We start from the raw sequence: 15,643 nt of genomic DNA, 5'->3' as shown, positions 1-15,643 counted from the left end.
CTGGCAGGATCGGCGGCGCGCCGGGGAACCTCACGGCGGAAAAAACGAACCTCGACGGCACTCCGGCGTCTTCCCGAGACAATCCCCGGGAGCTGCGCCGATGACCCACGACCTGGCCGCCAGCGGCCTTCGCTTCGGCATCGAGGAAGAATTCTTCCTGCTCGATGCCTCCGACCTGGACATCGTCCGCTCCGCCCCCGCCGGATTCGTCGCGGCCTGCCGTGACACGCTCGGCGAGCATTTCGCCGAGGAGATGTTCGAATGCCAGGTCGAGGTGGCCAGCCCGGTGTTCTCCACCCTGGCCGAGGCCGCGCGCTTCCACGGTCAGGCCCGGCAACGCCTGGCGCATCTGGCCATGGAATTCGGCCTGCGCTCGCTCTGCGTCGGCACCCACCCCTTCGCCGACTGGCGGCGGGCGCGAAGCAACCCGGCGGCGCACTTCGCCCGCCTGTTCGAGGACCAGGGGCGGGTGGCCCGGCGCAGCCTGGTCTGCGGCCTGCACGTGCATGTGGAGATACCGCCGAGCCACGACCGCATGGCTGTGCTCCAGCGCGTGTTGCCGTGGCTGCCGCTGCTGCTGGCGTTGAGCGCATCCTCGCCGTTCCGCGGCGGCCGGCGCAGCGGCCTGGCGAGCTATCGACGGGCACTCTGCGGAGAGTGGCCGAGGATGAACATTCCTCCTGCCTTGCCCGACGAGGACGCCTATCGCCGCCACCTGGCGCTGCTGCGCGAGACCGGCTGCATCCGCGAGGATGGCCAGGTCTGGTGGATGATCCGGCCGTCATCCCATGTGCCGACCCTGGAGCTGCGTATCTGCGACGCCTGCCCGCGCCTGGCCGACGCGCTGAGCCTGGCCGGGCTGTTCAGGGCGCTGGTGGGCGAAGCGCTGGGCGCGGGCCCGCATGCGTTGCCGGTCGCGCGCGACGCCTGCCTGGAGGAAAACTACTGGCAGGCGCTGCGTTACGGCTGCGCCGGCCGCTATCTCGTCGATGGCCGCTGCGTAGGTGCCGGGGACTGGCTGGAAATGGCCTGGCGACAGTGCCGGCCGCAGGCCCGCCAGGGCAACGAATGGGCCTACCAGCATGCCTGCGGGTTACTCGAAGAGACCTCCGCCGCCCGCCAGTTGCGGCGTTACCGGAGGTTGCGCGAAGCGGGCCAGGAGCGCCATCCGGCACTGCACCGGCTGGTGGAGGAGCTGCTGGAGGAAAATCTCCAGCCGGCCTTGGCCGGCTAGCGCGCCGTTCATCATTCCCTTCATCCTCGGCTACACCGCCTGCAGCTACTACGTATTTCGCGGCAAGAGCGCCGATGCCGGCTATCACTGAGCCGGGCCGGTCAGGAACAGGCGCGCCCGATCCGCGGCGTACGGCGGGCACCGGCGAGGAGCAGGGCGAACTCGTCGTGAAGGACTTCGCTCATCCGGCGTACCGCCTCGTCACTGGCCAGGAGATCGAGGGCGACTCCTGGAATGGTGATGTTTTCTTGCGGATTGACATGGCTGCTGAATTGCAAGGTGACTTCATGGGTATCGCTGATGGAAACCAGGCAGTCGTAGCCAGCCAGGTAATTTCGGAAACTGTTGGCAATCATGCGGGGCGTAGTCATGGCTGATACTCCAGGGTGGATCGTTACTCTGACCTTAGCCGCGACGATACCCGCGAGCGAAACATGCAACGATGGACGGGCGCCTCTTCCAGGCAGGCGAAACGAAACGGCAAAGGCCTCGCTTTCTCCATCGCGAACCGACGATTTCGACGGAATTGCCGAAACGCGGGTGAGGCCAGGAAATCTTCTTTCCAAGGAGACGCGCCTACGGACACGCGAGACCCTCGTCGCTCCTCGAACCACCGGCTTGCTGCGCCCGATGGCGGCTTTCGTCGCCCTCGAAGCGCGCCGGCTCAGTCGCGGCGTTCCGACGGCACCAGATTGCCGTGGCCGTGTCCGCTCTCCCGGCGCGGCCGGGCGCCGAAGCGCTGCCAGACACGCTCGTGGAAATAGAACGCCACGGTGTTGCAACTGGGTTCGATCAGCGCGATCAGGCCGCCGGTCAGCACCGAGCCGGTCAGCGTGTAGGCCACGCCGAAGGCGATGCTGAAGTGCAGTATGGCGAAAGTCAGGGTCTTGAGCAGGGGCGCCTGCGGGTCCGATCGCCCGCAGCACGCCCCGATCACCCTTGGGTTCATCGCTTGGCCTCGGTGTCCGGCTGAGAGTCGCGGGCAAGGAAGGCCTGGGTGAGTTCCGGCAGATGGTCGCGCAACCAGTCCGCCATGGCTTGTTCCTGGGGCAGGATGCGTTCCAGCGCGGCAAGGGTTTCGGCGTCGCCGACCTCGCGGGCGGCGGCGATCAGCACGGTGTAGGCGGCGATCTCCATGTTTTCGAACACATAGCCGCTCATGGCGCCCTTGACCACTTCGTCGCTGACTGTCATGCCAGCCACCGCCTGGCCGAAGGCCATCAGCTTGGCGCCGATGTCCTTCAGCGTCGACGGACTGCTGTCCAGGCGCTTCAGACACTCCTCGAGCAGACGCTGCTGGCCATGGGTTTCCTCGATGTGCTGTTCGATCCGCGTCTTCAGTTGCGGATAGTGTTCCAGCCGCGCGGCTTGCGCTTTCAGCATCTGCTCGGCCTGTTGCTCCATGGCGTGGGCATCGCGCAGCCAGTCCAGCAGGTTTTCCTGTTTGCTCGTCATCGCGGTTCTCCTCGGTGTGTATGTGTCTGCTCAGAGGTGGCCGCCGGGCGCAGCGTTCAGTTTCTTTTCCGACCGGTAGCAGTCAGCGCAGCGGCGCCGTTGCGCCAGGCGAGACGCGTTGGGGAAAAGTTCTGAACCATCGCCCGCTGCGGGATTCCGAGCTTCCGTGCGCAGGATGAAAGCGCCGCTTCGAATAGCCGTTGTTCGAATGTCCGTCGGAGGGAAGGTCCACGAACCCACAGAGGAACGAACCATGTTCGTACATGACAAGCGACTGCAGTACACCGTCAGGGTCGCCGCGCCCGATCCTGGCCTGGCCAACCTGCTGCTGGAGCAGTTCGGCGGGCCGCAGGGCGAGCTGGCCGCCGCCATGCGCTATTTCACCCAGGGCCTCGGCGAGTGCGATCCCGGTCGCAAGGACCTGCTGATGGACATCGCCACCGAGGAACTCAGCCACCTGGAAATCATCGGTTCGATCGTCGGCATGCTCAACAAGGGCGCCAAGGGGCGTCTGGCCGAAGCGGTGGAGGAGGAGGCCGAGCTGTACCGTTCGTTGACCGGAGGCGGCAACGACTCGCATATCACCTCGCTGCTTTACGGCGGCGGGCCCGCCCTGGTGAACTCCGGTGGCGTACCCTGGAGCGCGGCCTACATCGATACCATCGGCGAGCCGACCGCGGACCTGCGTTCCAACATCGCCGCCGAGGCGCGTGCGAAGATCGTTTACGAACGACTGATCAACCTCACCGACGATCCCGGCATCAAGGATGCGCTGACCTTCCTCATGACCCGCGAGCTGGCGCACCAGCTTTCCTTCGAAAAGGCCCTGCACTCGATCCAGCCGAACTTCCCGCAAGGCAAGCTGCAAGGGATGCCGGAGTTCGTCCGGCGTTACCTGAACATGTCGCGCGGCGAGGGCGACACGCGCGGTTCCTGGAACGAGGGTGATGGCTGGGAATACGTGGCGGCGCCACAGCCGGCCCTGGATGGAGGCGACGGCACGGCCAGCGTGAACCTGTCCGAGACTGAGCAGGAGGTGTTGCAGCGAATGGCAGACCGCACCCGCTCCGACCCCATGGCCGATCCGCTGACAGGTGCGGACCTGGGCGCTGGCGCGGCTGCCGACAAAGCGCCTTGAGCGCGGATGCCCGACGTCGGCGGGCGAGCCCCGGCCTCCACGCCCGGCACCTTAGCGTGGAGGCACGGCAGAGGAGCCTCGAGATGACCGCCAAGCGCGAAACACCCGAGACAGAAAACACCCCGTTGAGCCCCGACTCGCCGGCGCTACGTCCCGAGCGGGGCAAGCGCGACCAGGCGAGCGAGGCGCAACCGGAATTCGCCCCGGACGATCCCGACGTAGCGGGCCCCGGCGAAGCCCGTCGTCCCGCATGAAGTCGCCGGCGCCCGCAGGGCGCCGGTCATTTCGTCCGGTCGTTGGAAAGCCCGGCGGGGCGGGCGGTCATCAGTAGGGAGAATGCAGCAGGGAGTCCGCCGCCATGAGTTTTTCCCGTTTCGCCCAACGCCTGTCCAACTGGGCCGGCCGCCCGCCAACCTTCGTCGTTGCCCTCGGATTGATCCTGTTGTGGGCGATCAGCGGGCCGTTCTTCGACTTCAACGATACCTGGCAACTGGTGATCAATACCTCGACCACCATTGTCACCTTCCTCATGGTCTTCCTCATCCAGAACACCCAGAACCGCGATACCGACGCGCTGCATATCAAGATCGACGAACTGTTGCGCAGCACCCGACGTGCCCACAATGCGCTGCTCGGTCTGGACGACCTGGACGCCGATACCCTTCGCGAACTGCGTCAGCGCTACCAGCACATGGGCGAGCAGGACGGCGAGACGCCGGAAAGCGTCGCCGCCGAGGAAGAGCGCCAGTGCGGATGCGGCGAGGAGCGACGGCGCGCCGACTGAACCGCCGCGCCGCGATGGCTCATGGGCGCAGGACGACCTTGCGGCAATCCTCGCGTTTTTCGTCGAACAGGGCGTAGCCCTCCGGTGCGTCGTCCAGACGCAGGCGGTGGCTGATGATCGCCTCGGGATGCAGGTCGCCGTTGCCGATGTGTTCGAGCAAGGCCGGCAGCAGTGCCTGTACATGGGTCTGGCCCATCTTGAAGGTCAAGCCCTTGTCGAAGGCATCGCCGAACAGGAAGCCATGGATGAAGCCGGCATACACGCCCGGCACGCTCACTGTGCCACCCCGCCGGACAGCCGCGATGCACTGGCGTAGTGCCTTGCCGCTGCTGGCTTCGAGCTTGAGCGCGGTGAGCACGGTTTCGGTGACGCTGCCCTTGGCCTCGAAGCCCACCGCGTCGATCACCGCGTCGACGCCGCGGTGCCCGTCGGTGCGCTCGATGATCGCCGCGGCGGGATCGTCCTCCTGGTCGAAGTCGATGGGAATCGCACCGTAGGAGCGCGCGGCGAAGTCCAGCCGGTAGGGATGGTGGTCGACGATGAAGATCCGCTCGGCGCCCAACATCCGCGCGCAGGCGGCGGCCATCAGGCCGACCGGGCCGGCGCCGTAGATCGCCACGCTACTGCCCTGGCGGACGCCGGCATTGCGCACCGCCTGGTAGCCGGTGGGGAGGATGTCGCTGAGGAACAGCACGCGTTCGTCTTCCATTACGTCGGGAATCACGAAAGGCCCGCTGTTGGCCTTGGGCACCCGAACGTATTCGGCCTGGCCACCCGGCACGCCGCCGTACAGGTGGCTGTAGCCATAGAGCGCCGCGCCCGGCGGAATCTGCTTCTTGTTGAGGATCGCGCCGCGCCCCGGGTTGGTGGTCTCGCAGGCGGCGTGCAGGTTCAGGCGGCAGAAGAAGCACTCGCCGCAGGCGATGACGAAGGGCACCACCACCCGGTCGCCCGGACGCACCGCGGTCACGGCCGAGCCGACTTCCTCGACGACGCCCATGAACTCGTGGCCGAGGATGTCGCCCTGCTCGACCATCGGGATCTTGCCCCGGTAGAGATGTAGGTCGGAGCCGCAGATGGCGGTGGCGGTCACGCGAAGCAGCAGGTCGTCGGGTTCCTGCAGGCGCGGTTCGGCAACCCGATCGATACGGACATCGTGGCTGCCGTGGAAGGTGAGGGCGCGCATGGCATTGCTCCTGGCTGTGGGTCGTGCAGGTGGGGCGTGCGCAGCAGCACCGGAGTTCATTCGGCGGGATGGGTGGCGCTCGATACCGGCCCCCGGAGGCCACTGCACCACGTTGAGTCGTGGAGGCCGGCGAGGAACGCAGGCCCTCGCTCCCTGGGTGCCATTCGTCGCGACGATGGCTCACGGCGGACGTACGGCAATCCTCTGTAGGGAAACCCGTGCAGACCGTCGAGGAACCGATACGGAAAGAGAGGCGAGCATGTCCAAGCAGCACATCATCCATTTCACCGGGCCGATCAATTCGTCCACCTGCGGCAATCTGATCAACACTTGCGCCAAGGTCCTGCAACAGGAGGCCGAGGAGTTGCGGATCAACATCGCCACCATGGGCGGGGAGTGCAGCTACGGCTTTACCCTGTACAACTTCCTGCGCGCGCTGCCGGTGCCGATACATACCCACAACCTGGGTACCGTCGAGTCGATGGGCAACATCCTGTTCCTCGCCGGCGAGCGACGCAGCGCCAGTGCCCACAGCAAGTTCCTGTTCCATCCTTTCCACTGGACCCTGCATGGCGCGGTGGACCATGCGCGGATGGCGGAATATGCGATGAGCCTCGACTACGACCTGGAGCTTTACGCCCGGATCGTCGCCGAGAACACCCGTGATGCGCCGGAACGCCTGGACATCCCGCGCTACCTGATGGCCTATCCGCGCATCCTCGGTCCGGAAGACGCCCTGGCTTGCGGACTGATCCATACGGTGGACGATTCACCTATACCCGCTGCCGCCTGCCAGTGGAGTATCCATTCTTAGTTTCCCGCGCCGCCCAGCATATTCCGGCAAGCGGAAGGCCTTGGATCGGCTAATGATTTTTTCGTCCCAGGGCGCCCGCAAAGAGTTTGAACGATCCATCGCGCAAGCCTTCGGAGTAAGTGCACGCGGCGAAAAACGCCGCATCCCTTTCAACCCTCGAGAGGAGGACACGAGCATGACCGACAAACGACAAGGCATGAGCACCAGCGAAGCCGGGCAGAAAGGCGGCGCAGCTACCTCCAGGAGCCACGGCAAGGAGTTCTACCAGGAGATCGGCCACAAGGGTGGCCAGGCCAGCGGCGGCAACTTCGCCAATGACCCGCAGCGCGCCGCCGAAGCCGGGCGCAAGGGTGGCCAGCAGAGCGGAGGCAATTTCGCCAATGACCCGGAAAGAGCCGCCGAGGCGGGCCGCAAGGGCGGCCAGCAGAGCGGCGGGAACTTCGCCAACGATCGGGAAAAGGCCTCCGAGGCAGGACGCAAGGGTGGCCAGCACAGCCACGGCGGCGGACGCTCGTCCTGACCGTGCCGAACCGCTGAAGCGTACGGCGCATCCCCAACGGGATGCGCCGTTTTCACATCGGCCGAAGAGAGCCGGTCCGGGGCTTCGGAAAGTCCCGTTCGAACAGGCGGCAGGATGCCCATGCCGCCGGGGAAAGCGGGCTTTGCCAACGACCTTTGCGCATCAGACCTTACGTTGGAAAAAGTCGAGCGCCTCCTGGAAGCTGGGCCGCAGCGGCACGTTCCAGTCGGGATGGGCGGTGAAGTGATAGCCGTTGCCCTTGATGCACTCGACCAGCAAGGAAAAGCTCTTCCGATCCGCCACCACGCAGACCTCGTCGAAGCGAACGGACTCTTCTCCGACCCGATGCTCCATGGCCCGGGGAAGGTAGAAGGTGGCCGGGAAGTTGTCACCCATATGGGAGCCTGGGTTGCCCGCATCGTCGCTGTGGTGAAACATCTCCCTGTGCTCCCCCCGGCCCAGGCAGTCATTGAGGGCGTCCACCAGTTGCCGCGTGCGCGGAGTGATGTTTCCCCTGGCCATATCCTCCCTGCCATAGAATCCGTCCTCGCTCAGGGGATCCTTTGCACCGAGGGGGGTGTATCTGACCGCGGTATTCCTTCTTGCATCGAGACCACCACTGCCATGCGCCTCGATCGAGGGCGCTACCAGGAAGAGGTCATAATCGGCGGTCATCGCCAGCCCGCAAGCCGGGCTGGCCAGTACCTGCACCGCTTCCGACCGCCCCAGGCGGCTGATCCTGTAGAGACCGTCCGGCTCCTGGCGGGCTTCGAACTCATAGCGTTTGCCGCTGGGGCCCTGCGCGGTCAGGAGGCGAACCGGCCCGACACCGTCTGCCACCAGGCCGAAATTCCGCACCAGCTCCGCAAGGCGTTGCCGAGAGATCCGCAGGTCGGTCTGGGTATAGGCTCCGCCATCCATTCCCTTCGCCACAGCCAGGTTCAGCTTGCGTATTTCCGCCGTGTCGCGGTCTTCCCGCTTGCTGAGATGCTGGTCGACACAGATGAACCCCGCCTGCGGACCCCAGTTCGAGCTTTTCTCCTTCACCGAGAAGCCCTTGGTCGGGAAACCCTCTTCGATCAGCGTGGTGACGATTCTTTCAACCGGGCGAATGCCAAAGACGGTATTCGTCTGCCTGGCCACCGCCTGCATGCGCAAGGCATGTTCGACGGGAACCCCCACCCCCTGCGCATCGAACAGGTCCTGTAGAGCCCGTGCCTGCATATCCGCAGGGCGCAGTAGCGGTCCGGGCTGTGCCGTTGCGTTAGAAACCACCTGACGATGACCGTCGATACGCATGGTTCGTTTTCCCGCATATGCCAAAGAAGGAGTCGAGAATAAGAATCCGGGCAGCGGCGAGATATCAGAAAACGCGGGCAAATTTTTTGTTTTCCGCACGCTGCCCGCGCGAGCGCTAGGTAGATGGCTGCGACGCCGGGAAGAAACTTCGAACTCCCCGTATGCGGGCGATTCACAAGCAGGGAGAGCCGCGCCGAAAACGGCGCGCCGGAAGAAGGAGACAGAACGATGAAAGTCCGGGAAATCATGAGTCGCGAAGTACGTACCGTCACCCCCCAGACCACCCTCGGCGAGGCGGCGCTGCTGATGCGCCAAGCCGATATCGGCGCCTTGCTGGTCAACGAGGGCGAGCGCCTGACCGGCGTGGTCACCGACCGCGACCTGGCGGTGCGCGGCCTCGCCGATGGACTCGGAGCCGACCGCCCGGTGCGCGAGGTGATGAGCGGTGAACTGCGCTACTGCTTCGAGGACGAGGAAGTGGACCATGTGACGAAGAACATGGCGCAACTGGAGAAGCGCCGCTTGCCGGTAATGGATCGCAACAAGCGCCTGGTAGGCATCGTCTCGCTGGCCAACATCGCGACCTGCAACACCGACAAGCTCAGCGCCAACCTCTTGCGCGGCGTGGCCCGCGCGCACTGAGTCGGACATGACGGAACGACGGGTGGTGGCGATCTGCGGCGGCAGCGCCGGGGTCGGGCGAGCGATACACCGGTGACGGCCAGAGGGCGTCGCCGCCAAGGCGGCGCAGGTGGTCCAGGCGCGCGACCAGGCCGGGCAGGTCACCGTCGCTGTCGGTGAACGAACGCGGGTAGACCTGGTAGATCACCGCGCGTTCCACCAGGGCGGCTGGAAGGATTGCAGCATGGGGCCTCCACGGGTGAGCCGGCTTTGCTGCTTGGCACCCTGGGGTAGGCGCGGGTTCGACTTTTCCGCGCGAACGCCTGCACCCCACCTACCAGAATTGGCAGGGGAAGATACCCACCTGTCATGGATCAATGTCCGCGCCCGGCCCGACTCCTAGTGTCGCCGGCTCCCGACTCTCTCTCACGGATGAAAGGGCAATGCACCTTCTTGAACGTCAACACGATATCCAGCCCCTCTCGCGGGCAGACATGACCATCCACCTCAATGGCCAGCCGTCGCGGCGGCTGCCGGTGAGACCGTGCTCAACGTGCTCAATGCCGTGGGCCTGCGCCGGCTCGCGCGCAACGACCATGGCCAGGCCAGCGGCGCCTTCTGCGGCATGGGCGTATGCCACTGCTGCCTGGTCGCCATCGACGGCCGGCCCAAGCGCCGCGCCTGCCAGACCGTCGTCCGGCCGGGCATGCGGGTGGAAACCGAAAGCAACCGCTTCGACCAGGAGGAACGGCCATGAACCTGCGCCCGGTGATCGTCGGCGGCGGCTCGGCCGGCATGGCCGCAGCCATCGAGCTGGCCAGGCGCGGGGTCCCCTGCGTCCTCTTCGACGAGGCCTCGCGTCCCGGCGGGGTGGTCTATCGCGGCCCCTTGCGGGCCGGCGTCGATCCGGCCTACCTCGGCGCGCGCTACACCCGGATGCTGGAAAAACTGCGGCGCGATTTCTCCGCCTGCGCCGGGCACATCGACCTGCGCCTGAACAGCCGCGTGGTCGGTGGCGACGGCCAGCACCTGATGGTCCTCGACGAGGCGGAACGGCTGCACGAGGTGGAGTATTCGCACCTGCTCCTGGCCACCGGCTGCCATGAGCGCAGCGTGCCGTTCCCCGGCTGGACCCTGCCCGGGGTGATGCTCCTCGGCGGCCTGCAATTGCAGATCAAGAGCGGCGTGGTGAAGCCCCTGGGCGATACCCTGATCGCCGGCAGCGGCCCGCTGCTGCCACTGGTGGCCTGCCAGCTGCATGCGGCCGGGGTACGTGTCGCCGGGGTCTACGAGGCCTGCGCGTTCGGCCGCATGGCCAGGGAAAGCCTGGCGCTGCTGAACAAGCCGCAACTGTTCCTCGACGGCCTGAGCATGCTCGGCTATCTCAAGCTCAACGGCATTCCGCTGCACTATGGCTGGGGCGTGGTGGAGGCCAGCGGCGAGGGGGAACTGACGGAAGTGACGGTGGCGCCCTACGACGAAGAGTGGCGGCCCGACCTGGAAAACGCGCGACCGGTGAAGGCCAGCACCCTGGCGGTCGGCTATGGCTTCATCCCGCGCACCCAGCTCAGCCAGCAGTTGGGTCTGGAGCACGGCTTCAGCGACGACGGATACCTGCGCGCGGAATGCAACGTCTGGCAGCAGAGCAGCCAACCGCACATCCACCTGGCCGGCGACATGGCGGGTATCCGCGGCGGCGAGGCGGCGATGATCGGCGGGCGCATCGCGGCCTTGTCGATCCTCCTGCAACGCGAGGCCATCGCGCCCGCCGAGGCCATCGAACGCCGAGAATCCCATCTCGCCCGCCTGGAGGCGATCAAGCGCTTCCGCGCCGGAGTCGAGCGCTACACCCAGCGCGGCGCCCGCCAGGTCGAACTGGCGCGGGCCGATACGGTGATCTGCCGCTGCGAACAGGTCACCCGTGGCGACATCGAGCGCGCGCTCGAACAGGGCGTGCAGGACATCGCCGGGCTGAAGATGCGCACCCGCGCCGGCATGGGCGACTGCCAGGGGCGGATGTGCATCGGCTACTGCAGCGATCGCCTGCGCCGCGCCACCGGACGCCACGACGTCGGCTGGCTGCGGCCGCGTTTCCCGATCGATCCGATCCCGTTTTCCGCATTCCAGAACCTCGGTACGGAAGCCTGAACATGAACAGAACCTATGACATCGTGATTGCCGGCGGCGGCGTGATCGGCGCGTCCTGCGCCTACCAACTGTCCAGGCGCGGCAACCTGCGCATCGCCGTGGTCGACGACAAGCGACCGGGCAACGCCACCCGCGCCTCGGCCGGCGGCCTCTGGGCCATCGGCGAATCGGTGGGACTGGGCTGCGGGGTGATCTTCTTCCGCATGATGTCCTCCCGCAACCGGCGCGAGGCCCAGGGCGCGGCGGTGGCGGTGGACGCGAGCACGCCGCACATCCTGCCGCCGGCGTTCTTCGACCTCGCCCTGCAATCCAACGCGCTGTACCCGGAACTGCACCGAGAACTGATCGAACGCCACGGGATGGACTTCAAGTTCGAGCGCACCGGGCTGAAATACGTGATCCAGGACGACGAGGATCGCCAGTACGCCGAGCACATCGTGGCGCAGATCCCGCATCTGGCCGAGCAGGTGCGCTGGCTGGACCGCGAGGAACTGCGTCGTGCCGAGCCGGCGGTCAGCCACGCGGCCCACGGCGCGCTGGAATTCCTCTGCGACCACCAGGTCAGCCCGTTCCGCCTGGCCGACGCCTACCTGGAGGCGGCGCGCCAGAACGGCGTCGAGCTGTTGCCGGGAACCAACGTCACTGGCGTGCTGCGCCAGGGCCGGCGGATCAGCGGGGTGCGCACGGACAATGCCGGGGTGCTGCATTGCCGGACCCTGATCAACGCCGCCGGCGCCTGGGCCGCGGAACTCAGCGAAATGGCCACCGGCCGGCGCATCCCGGTGAAGCCGGTGAAGGGCCAGATCGTCCTCACCGAGCGCATGCCACGACTGCTGAACGGTTGCCTGACCACCAGCGACTGCTACATGGCGCAGAAGGACAATGGCGAGATCCTGATCGGCAGCACCACCGAGGACAAGGGCTTCGACGTCAGCAACACCTTCCCGGAAATCGCCGGCCTGGTGCAGGGCGCGGTGCGTTGCGTGCCGGAGCTGCAACAGGTCAACCTCAAGCGCACCTGGGCCGGCCTGCGCCCGGGCTCGCCGGACGAACTGCCGATTCTCGGTCCGGTGGCTGAAGTGGAGGGCTACCTGAATGCCTGCGGGCATTTCCGCACCGGCATCCTCACGTCGGCGATCACCGGTGTGCTGCTCGACCGGCTGGTCCACGAAGAGACGCTGCCGCTGGACATCGCGCCGTTCCTCGCCGCGCGCTTCCAGCCGGAGCCTGCCGCCGTGGCGGTCGCGGCCTGCTAGGTCCGCGAGGGGTAAATCCGCGGAGCGGGGCGGGCGCCGGACCGGCGTCCGTTCCGCACGGTTCCCGACAGCGGCGCAGTTGCCGTCGGCGCTATACTCATGGCTTCGAATTGTTTCTAGACGACTGGTCTAATTCAAGCTAACGTGCGCCCCATGAAAACCAGCTACGACGACACCCGCCAGCATCTGCTCGATACCGGATACCGGATCATGGCGGTCAAAGGCTTCTCCGGAGTCGGCCTCAACGAAATCCTGCAGACCGCGGGCGTTCCCAAGGGCTCGTTCTACCATTACTTCAAATCCAAGGAACAGTTCGGCCAGGCCCTGCTGGAGGACTACTTCCGCGTCTACCTGGCGGACATGGACCAACGCTTCTCCGCGCCAGGGCTGAATGCCCGCGAACGACTGATGAGCTACTGGCAGAAGTGGCTGGACAACGCCTGCCCGCCCTGCGACGAGCAGCGCTGCCTGGTGGTCAAGCTCAGCGCCGAGGTCGCGGACCTTTCGGAAAGCATGCGCATCACCCTGCGCGACGGCTCCGACGGGATCATCGAACGCCTGGTCGGCTGCCTCGGGCAGGGCCACGACGACGGCTCCCTCGCGCCCTGCGATGCCCGGCACATGGCCAGCGCGCTGTACCAGTTGTGGCTCGGCGCGAGCCTGCTGAGCAAGCTGCACCGCAGCCCGGGACCGCTGGAGACAGCCATGCAGACCACCCGCAGCCTGTTGGAAATCTGAGGTACCGCCAGGAAATACCCGCCCCGCGAGAGGCGGGTATTTTTTCGACCCGTCAGTAGTTGACTGGTCTAATTCGCCCGGCGCACGGTATGAGCCGTTCGCCACATTCGTCAGACAGAGGAGTCTGGAAATGTCCCAATCCACGCAGGTCAACCGCCGCATCGTCCTCGCCTCGCGCCCCCACGGCGCCCCGACCCGGGATAACTTCCGCATCGAGCAGGTTCCGCTTCCTGAGCCCGGCGCGGGCCAGGTGCTGCTGCGCACCGTCTACCTGTCGCTCGATCCCTACATGCGCGGACGGATGAGCGACGCGCCGTCCTACGCGCCGCCGGTGGAACTCGGCGCGGTCATGGTCGGCGGCACGGTCAGCCGGGTGGAAGCCTCGAACCATCCCGGGTTCAAGGTCGGCGACTGGGTACTCTCGGCCAACGGCTGGCAGGACTACGCGCTATCCGACGGCAGCGGCCTGGCGCGCCTGGGCGAGTCGCCGGAGCATCCGTCCTACGCCCTGGGCCTGCTCGGCATGCCCGGCTTCACCGCCTACATGGGCCTGCTCGACATCGGCAAGCCCCAGGCCGGCGAGACCCTGGTGGTGGCCGCCGCCACCGGGCCGGTCGGCGCCACCGTCGGACAGATCGGCAAGCTCAAGGGCTGCCGGGTGGTCGGCGTCGCCGGCGGTGCGGAAAAATGCCGCCACGCCGTGCAGGTGCTCGGCTTCGATGCCTGCCTCGACCACCATGCCGCGGACTTCGCCGAACGACTGGCCGAGGCCTGCCCGGACGGCATCGACATCTATTACGAGAACGTCGGCGGCAAGGTCTTCGACGCCGTCTTCCCGCTGCTCAACGCCAAGGCCCGGATCCCGGTCTGCGGCATCGTCGCCCACTACAACGACACCGAGCTGCCACCCGGGCCGGACCGCTTGCCGGCGCTGATGGGCACGATCCTGCGCAAGCGCATCAAGGTGCAGGGCTTCATCATCTTCGACGACTACGGCCATCGCTACGATGAATTCCAGCGCGACATGTCGAAGTGGTTCGCCGACGGCCTCATCCAGTACCGCGAAGAGCGGGTCGACGGCCTGGAGAATGCCCCCGAGGCCTTCTTCGGCCTGCTCCAGGGACGCAATTTCGGCAAGCTGGTGGTGCGCGTCGGAGCCGACGCATGAACCAGGCGGTCCGTGTGGTAGCGCTGTTGCAGGCGCGCGAGGGCAGGGCGGCGGAGGTCGAGCGGCTGCTGCTGGCCTGCGTGCAGCCGTCGCGGGCCGAGGACGGCTGCCTGTCCTATGTCCTGCACCGGAGCCTCGACGAGGCCGGGCGCTTCGTCTTCGTCGAGCGCTGGGCCGACCGCGACGCCATCGAGCGGCACCGACGGATGCCGCACTACAGGGCGATGGCCGATGCCGTCGCCGATCTCCTGGCGGACCGCCAGGTGTTCCTCCTCGAGGAACTGCCAGCGGCCAGCCTGTCTCCGGTAGATCCGGAACCTACAAGACCCCACGAGGAGTGAAACGGATGAAAGTCGGATTTCTGGGCCTGGGCGGCATGGGCGCCGCCATGGCCACCCGCCTGGTGCAGGCGGGGCTCGAAGTGACGGTGTGGAACCGTTCCGCGGCGGCCTGCGAGCCCCTGGTGGCGCTGGGCGCTGCCAGGGCGGAGGAGGTCGGCGAGCTGTTCGGCCTCGACGTGGTCATCAGCATGCTGGCGGACGACCAGGCGATTCGCGGCGTGCTGCTCGACAGCGGCGCGCTCGAACGGGCGAGGCCGGGTCTCATCCACCTGAGCATGTCGACCCTGTCGCTCGATTGCGTCGAGGCGCTCGACCAGGCGCACCAGCGCCAGGGCCTCGCGTTCGTCGCCGCGCCGGTGTTCGGCCGCACCGACGTGGCGGAGGCCGGCAAGCTGAACATCGTCGTCGGCGGTCCGGAGGAGGCCATCGAGCAAGTCAAGGCGCTGCTGGAAATTATGGGACAGAAGACATGGTTTTTCGGAAAAGACCCGCGCGGGGCAATGGCGGTGAAGATCTCTGGTAACTTCATGATCGCCAGCGCCATCGAAAGCATGGGCGAAAGCGTCGCTCTGGTGAAGCGCCTGGGCGTCGAGCCCGGCCGGTTCATGGAGCTCATGTCCTCGACGCTTTTCGATGCGCCTGTCTATCGCAACTACGGCCCGCAGATCGTCGAGCAGCGTTTCACCCCGGCCAGGTTCCGCCTGGTCCTCGGGTTGAAGGATGTCGACCTGGCGCTGTCCGCCGGCAAGCGCCACAACGTGCCGCTGCCGCTGGCCAGCCTGTTGCACGACGTGTTGCTCGAAGCCATCGCCCATGGCGACGGGGAATCGGACTGGACGGCGCTGGCGAAGGTAGCGTTGTCACGATCGGGACAAATCTGAAAAGGTTCTGCGCACGGCCCGGCAGGGCCCGTGAAGCTGTTCGGCAATCTGGCGTGCTTT

The 15,643-nt window shown here is 66.5% G+C and carries 19 protein-coding genes and 2 pseudogenes; 15 read left to right on the top strand and 6 right to left on the bottom strand.

Features of this window, described 5'->3' with window-relative positions:
* Nucleotides 1–100: 100 nt before the first annotated feature.
* The gene (locus tag AT700_RS14210; protein ID WP_048521106.1) at nt 101–1,234 is read left to right on the top strand and encodes a carboxylate-amine ligase; all 1,134 of its coding nucleotides are present in this window, start codon (nt 101–103) and stop codon (nt 1,232–1,234) included.
* A pseudogene (locus AT700_RS30595) lies at nt 1,224–1,325 on the top strand (hypothetical protein); the annotation flags it as partial. The gene AT700_RS14210 and the pseudogene AT700_RS30595, both read left to right, overlap by 11 nt.
* Nucleotides 1,326–1,335: 10 nt before the next feature.
* Here AT700_RS30595 and AT700_RS14205 read toward each other — a convergent pair.
* The 3 genes from AT700_RS14205 to AT700_RS14195 all read right to left on the bottom strand — a co-directional run bounded on the left by AT700_RS14205 (nt 1,336) and on the right by AT700_RS14195 (nt 2,689).
* Complete coding sequence (locus tag AT700_RS14205) at nt 1,336–1,605, bottom strand: hypothetical protein (RefSeq protein WP_003116974.1); 270 nt, start codon at nt 1,603–1,605, stop codon at nt 1,336–1,338.
* A gap of 293 nt (nt 1,606–1,898) precedes the next feature.
* Nucleotides 1,899–2,183, bottom strand: a complete 285-nt coding sequence (locus AT700_RS14200) for a DUF2061 domain-containing protein (protein WP_003115518.1) — start codon at nt 2,181–2,183, stop codon at nt 1,899–1,901.
* Nucleotides 2,180–2,689, bottom strand: a complete 510-nt coding sequence (locus AT700_RS14195; protein WP_003113674.1) for a ferritin-like domain-containing protein — start codon at nt 2,687–2,689, stop codon at nt 2,180–2,182. Before AT700_RS14195 ends, AT700_RS14200 begins: the two co-directional genes overlap by 4 nt.
* Before the next feature lie 253 nt (nt 2,690–2,942).
* On the opposite strand from AT700_RS14195, the gene AT700_RS14190 reads away from it, so the two are divergent.
* From AT700_RS14190 to AT700_RS14180, 3 genes are all read left to right on the top strand, one after another.
* Nucleotides 2,943–3,827, top strand: a complete 885-nt coding sequence (locus AT700_RS14190; protein ID WP_023115358.1) for a manganese catalase family protein — start codon at nt 2,943–2,945, stop codon at nt 3,825–3,827.
* A gap of 83 nt (nt 3,828–3,910) precedes the next feature.
* A complete protein-coding gene (locus AT700_RS30275) occupies nt 3,911–4,081 on the top strand; it encodes a hypothetical protein (RefSeq protein ID WP_023115357.1) in 171 nt (56 codons plus the stop codon).
* A gap of 104 nt (nt 4,082–4,185) precedes the next feature.
* Nucleotides 4,186–4,611, top strand: coding sequence for a low affinity iron permease family protein (locus AT700_RS14180; protein ID WP_003116972.1), 426 nt, complete (start codon nt 4,186–4,188; stop codon nt 4,609–4,611).
* Between the two features lie 19 nt (nt 4,612–4,630).
* Here the strand turns inward: AT700_RS14180 and AT700_RS14175 are convergent, their stop codons facing one another.
* A complete protein-coding gene (locus AT700_RS14175; protein WP_003116971.1) occupies nt 4,631–5,797 on the bottom strand; it encodes a zinc-dependent alcohol dehydrogenase in 1,167 nt (388 codons plus the stop codon).
* A gap of 259 nt (nt 5,798–6,056) precedes the next feature.
* Here AT700_RS14175 and AT700_RS14170 point away from each other — a divergent pair, with 259 nt between their 5' ends.
* Both AT700_RS14170 and AT700_RS14165 read left to right on the top strand, forming a co-directional pair.
* A complete protein-coding gene (locus AT700_RS14170; protein WP_003113679.1) occupies nt 6,057–6,611 on the top strand; it encodes a ClpP family protease in 555 nt (184 codons plus the stop codon).
* A 175-nt stretch (nt 6,612–6,786) separates the two neighbouring features.
* Complete coding sequence (locus AT700_RS14165) at nt 6,787–7,131, top strand: general stress protein (protein WP_003113680.1); 345 nt, start codon at nt 6,787–6,789, stop codon at nt 7,129–7,131.
* Between the two features lie 162 nt (nt 7,132–7,293).
* Here AT700_RS14165 and exoY read toward each other — a convergent pair whose 3' ends face one another.
* Entirely contained in the window at nt 7,294–8,430 is a 1,137-nt protein-coding gene (gene exoY, locus AT700_RS14160; RefSeq protein ID WP_048521105.1) for a type III secretion system adenylate cyclase effector ExoY, read from the bottom strand.
* 228 nt (nt 8,431–8,658) lie between these two features.
* Between exoY and AT700_RS14155 the strand changes: the two genes are divergently transcribed.
* On the top strand, nt 8,659–9,072 hold the full coding sequence (locus AT700_RS14155; RefSeq protein ID WP_003113682.1) for a CBS domain-containing protein: 414 nt from the start codon (nt 8,659–8,661) through the stop codon (nt 9,070–9,072).
* Here AT700_RS14155 and AT700_RS29500 read toward each other — a convergent pair.
* The gene (locus tag AT700_RS29500) at nt 9,032–9,259 is read right to left on the bottom strand and encodes an alpha-amylase family glycosyl hydrolase (RefSeq protein ID WP_003113683.1); all 228 of its coding nucleotides are present in this window, start codon (nt 9,257–9,259) and stop codon (nt 9,032–9,034) included. The two genes, AT700_RS14155 and AT700_RS29500, sit on opposite strands and share 41 nt — an antisense overlap.
* 235 nt (nt 9,260–9,494) lie before the next feature.
* Here AT700_RS29500 and hcnA point away from each other — a divergent pair.
* The 7 genes and pseudogenes from hcnA to AT700_RS14120 all read left to right on the top strand — a co-directional run bounded on the left by hcnA (nt 9,495) and on the right by AT700_RS14120 (nt 15,583).
* Nucleotides 9,495–9,808 (top strand): annotated as a pseudogene (gene hcnA / locus AT700_RS14150) (cyanide-forming glycine dehydrogenase subunit HcnA).
* Nucleotides 9,805–11,199, top strand: coding sequence for a cyanide-forming glycine dehydrogenase subunit HcnB (gene hcnB / locus AT700_RS14145; RefSeq protein WP_003116968.1), 1,395 nt, complete (start codon nt 9,805–9,807; stop codon nt 11,197–11,199). Before hcnA ends, hcnB begins: the two are co-directional and overlap by 4 nt.
* 2 nt (nt 11,200–11,201) lie before the next feature.
* Complete coding sequence (hcnC, locus tag AT700_RS14140) at nt 11,202–12,455, top strand: cyanide-forming glycine dehydrogenase subunit HcnC (protein WP_003113686.1); 1,254 nt, start codon at nt 11,202–11,204, stop codon at nt 12,453–12,455.
* A gap of 153 nt (nt 12,456–12,608) precedes the next feature.
* Nucleotides 12,609–13,193, top strand: a complete 585-nt coding sequence (locus tag AT700_RS14135) for a TetR/AcrR family transcriptional regulator (protein ID WP_003123462.1) — start codon at nt 12,609–12,611, stop codon at nt 13,191–13,193.
* 130 nt (nt 13,194–13,323) lie between these two features.
* Nucleotides 13,324–14,361, top strand: coding sequence for an NADP-dependent oxidoreductase (locus tag AT700_RS14130; RefSeq protein ID WP_003113689.1), 1,038 nt, complete (start codon nt 13,324–13,326; stop codon nt 14,359–14,361).
* Nucleotides 14,358–14,702: a putative quinol monooxygenase gene (locus AT700_RS14125; RefSeq protein ID WP_003113690.1), complete on the top strand. Its 345-nt coding sequence runs from the start codon at nt 14,358–14,360 to the stop codon at nt 14,700–14,702. The genes AT700_RS14130 and AT700_RS14125 overlap by 4 nt, the downstream gene beginning before the upstream one ends.
* A gap of 5 nt (nt 14,703–14,707) precedes the next feature.
* Nucleotides 14,708–15,583 carry an NAD(P)-dependent oxidoreductase gene (locus AT700_RS14120; RefSeq protein WP_003113691.1) on the top strand — a complete coding sequence of 292 codons (876 nt, stop codon included), beginning with the start codon at nt 14,708–14,710 and terminating at the stop codon, nt 15,581–15,583.
* Nucleotides 15,584–15,643: the final 60 nt, after the last annotated feature.

This window comes from Pseudomonas aeruginosa, from assembly GCF_001457615.1.
Classification (GTDB): Bacteria; Pseudomonadota; Gammaproteobacteria; order Pseudomonadales; family Pseudomonadaceae; genus Pseudomonas; species Pseudomonas aeruginosa.
Note: the sequence above shows the minus strand (reverse complement) of the source record. Positions and strands in the feature narration are given on the sequence as shown.

Bases quoted from the DNA above. Each gene is read 5' to 3' on its own strand.
- AT700_RS14210 (WP_048521106.1), top strand. From the start codon at position 101: ATGACCCACGACCTGGCCGCCAGCGGCCTTCGCTTCGGCATCGAGGAA.
- AT700_RS14205 (WP_003116974.1), bottom strand. From the start codon at position 1,605: ATGACTACGCCCCGCATGATTGCCAACAGTTTCCGAAATTACCTGGCT.
- AT700_RS14200 (WP_003115518.1), bottom strand. From the start codon at position 2,183: ATGAACCCAAGGGTGATCGGGGCGTGCTGCGGGCGATCGGACCCGCAG.
- AT700_RS14195 (WP_003113674.1), bottom strand. From the start codon at position 2,689: ATGACGAGCAAACAGGAAAACCTGCTGGACTGGCTGCGCGATGCCCAC.
- AT700_RS14190 (WP_023115358.1), top strand. From the start codon at position 2,943: ATGTTCGTACATGACAAGCGACTGCAGTACACCGTCAGGGTCGCCGCG.
- AT700_RS30275 (WP_023115357.1), top strand. From the start codon at position 3,911: ATGACCGCCAAGCGCGAAACACCCGAGACAGAAAACACCCCGTTGAGC.
- AT700_RS14180 (WP_003116972.1), top strand. From the start codon at position 4,186: ATGAGTTTTTCCCGTTTCGCCCAACGCCTGTCCAACTGGGCCGGCCGC.
- AT700_RS14175 (WP_003116971.1), bottom strand. From the start codon at position 5,797: ATGCGCGCCCTCACCTTCCACGGCAGCCACGATGTCCGTATCGATCGG.
- AT700_RS14170 (WP_003113679.1), top strand. From the start codon at position 6,057: ATGTCCAAGCAGCACATCATCCATTTCACCGGGCCGATCAATTCGTCC.
- AT700_RS14165 (WP_003113680.1), top strand. From the start codon at position 6,787: ATGACCGACAAACGACAAGGCATGAGCACCAGCGAAGCCGGGCAGAAA.
- exoY (WP_048521105.1), bottom strand. From the start codon at position 8,430: ATGCGTATCGACGGTCATCGTCAGGTGGTTTCTAACGCAACGGCACAG.
- AT700_RS14155 (WP_003113682.1), top strand. From the start codon at position 8,659: ATGAAAGTCCGGGAAATCATGAGTCGCGAAGTACGTACCGTCACCCCC.
- hcnB (WP_003116968.1), top strand. From the start codon at position 9,805: ATGAACCTGCGCCCGGTGATCGTCGGCGGCGGCTCGGCCGGCATGGCC.
- hcnC (WP_003113686.1), top strand. From the start codon at position 11,202: ATGAACAGAACCTATGACATCGTGATTGCCGGCGGCGGCGTGATCGGC.
- AT700_RS14135 (WP_003123462.1), top strand. From the start codon at position 12,609: ATGAAAACCAGCTACGACGACACCCGCCAGCATCTGCTCGATACCGGA.
- AT700_RS14130 (WP_003113689.1), top strand. From the start codon at position 13,324: ATGTCCCAATCCACGCAGGTCAACCGCCGCATCGTCCTCGCCTCGCGC.
- AT700_RS14125 (WP_003113690.1), top strand. From the start codon at position 14,358: ATGAACCAGGCGGTCCGTGTGGTAGCGCTGTTGCAGGCGCGCGAGGGC.
- AT700_RS14120 (WP_003113691.1), top strand. From the start codon at position 14,708: ATGAAAGTCGGATTTCTGGGCCTGGGCGGCATGGGCGCCGCCATGGCC.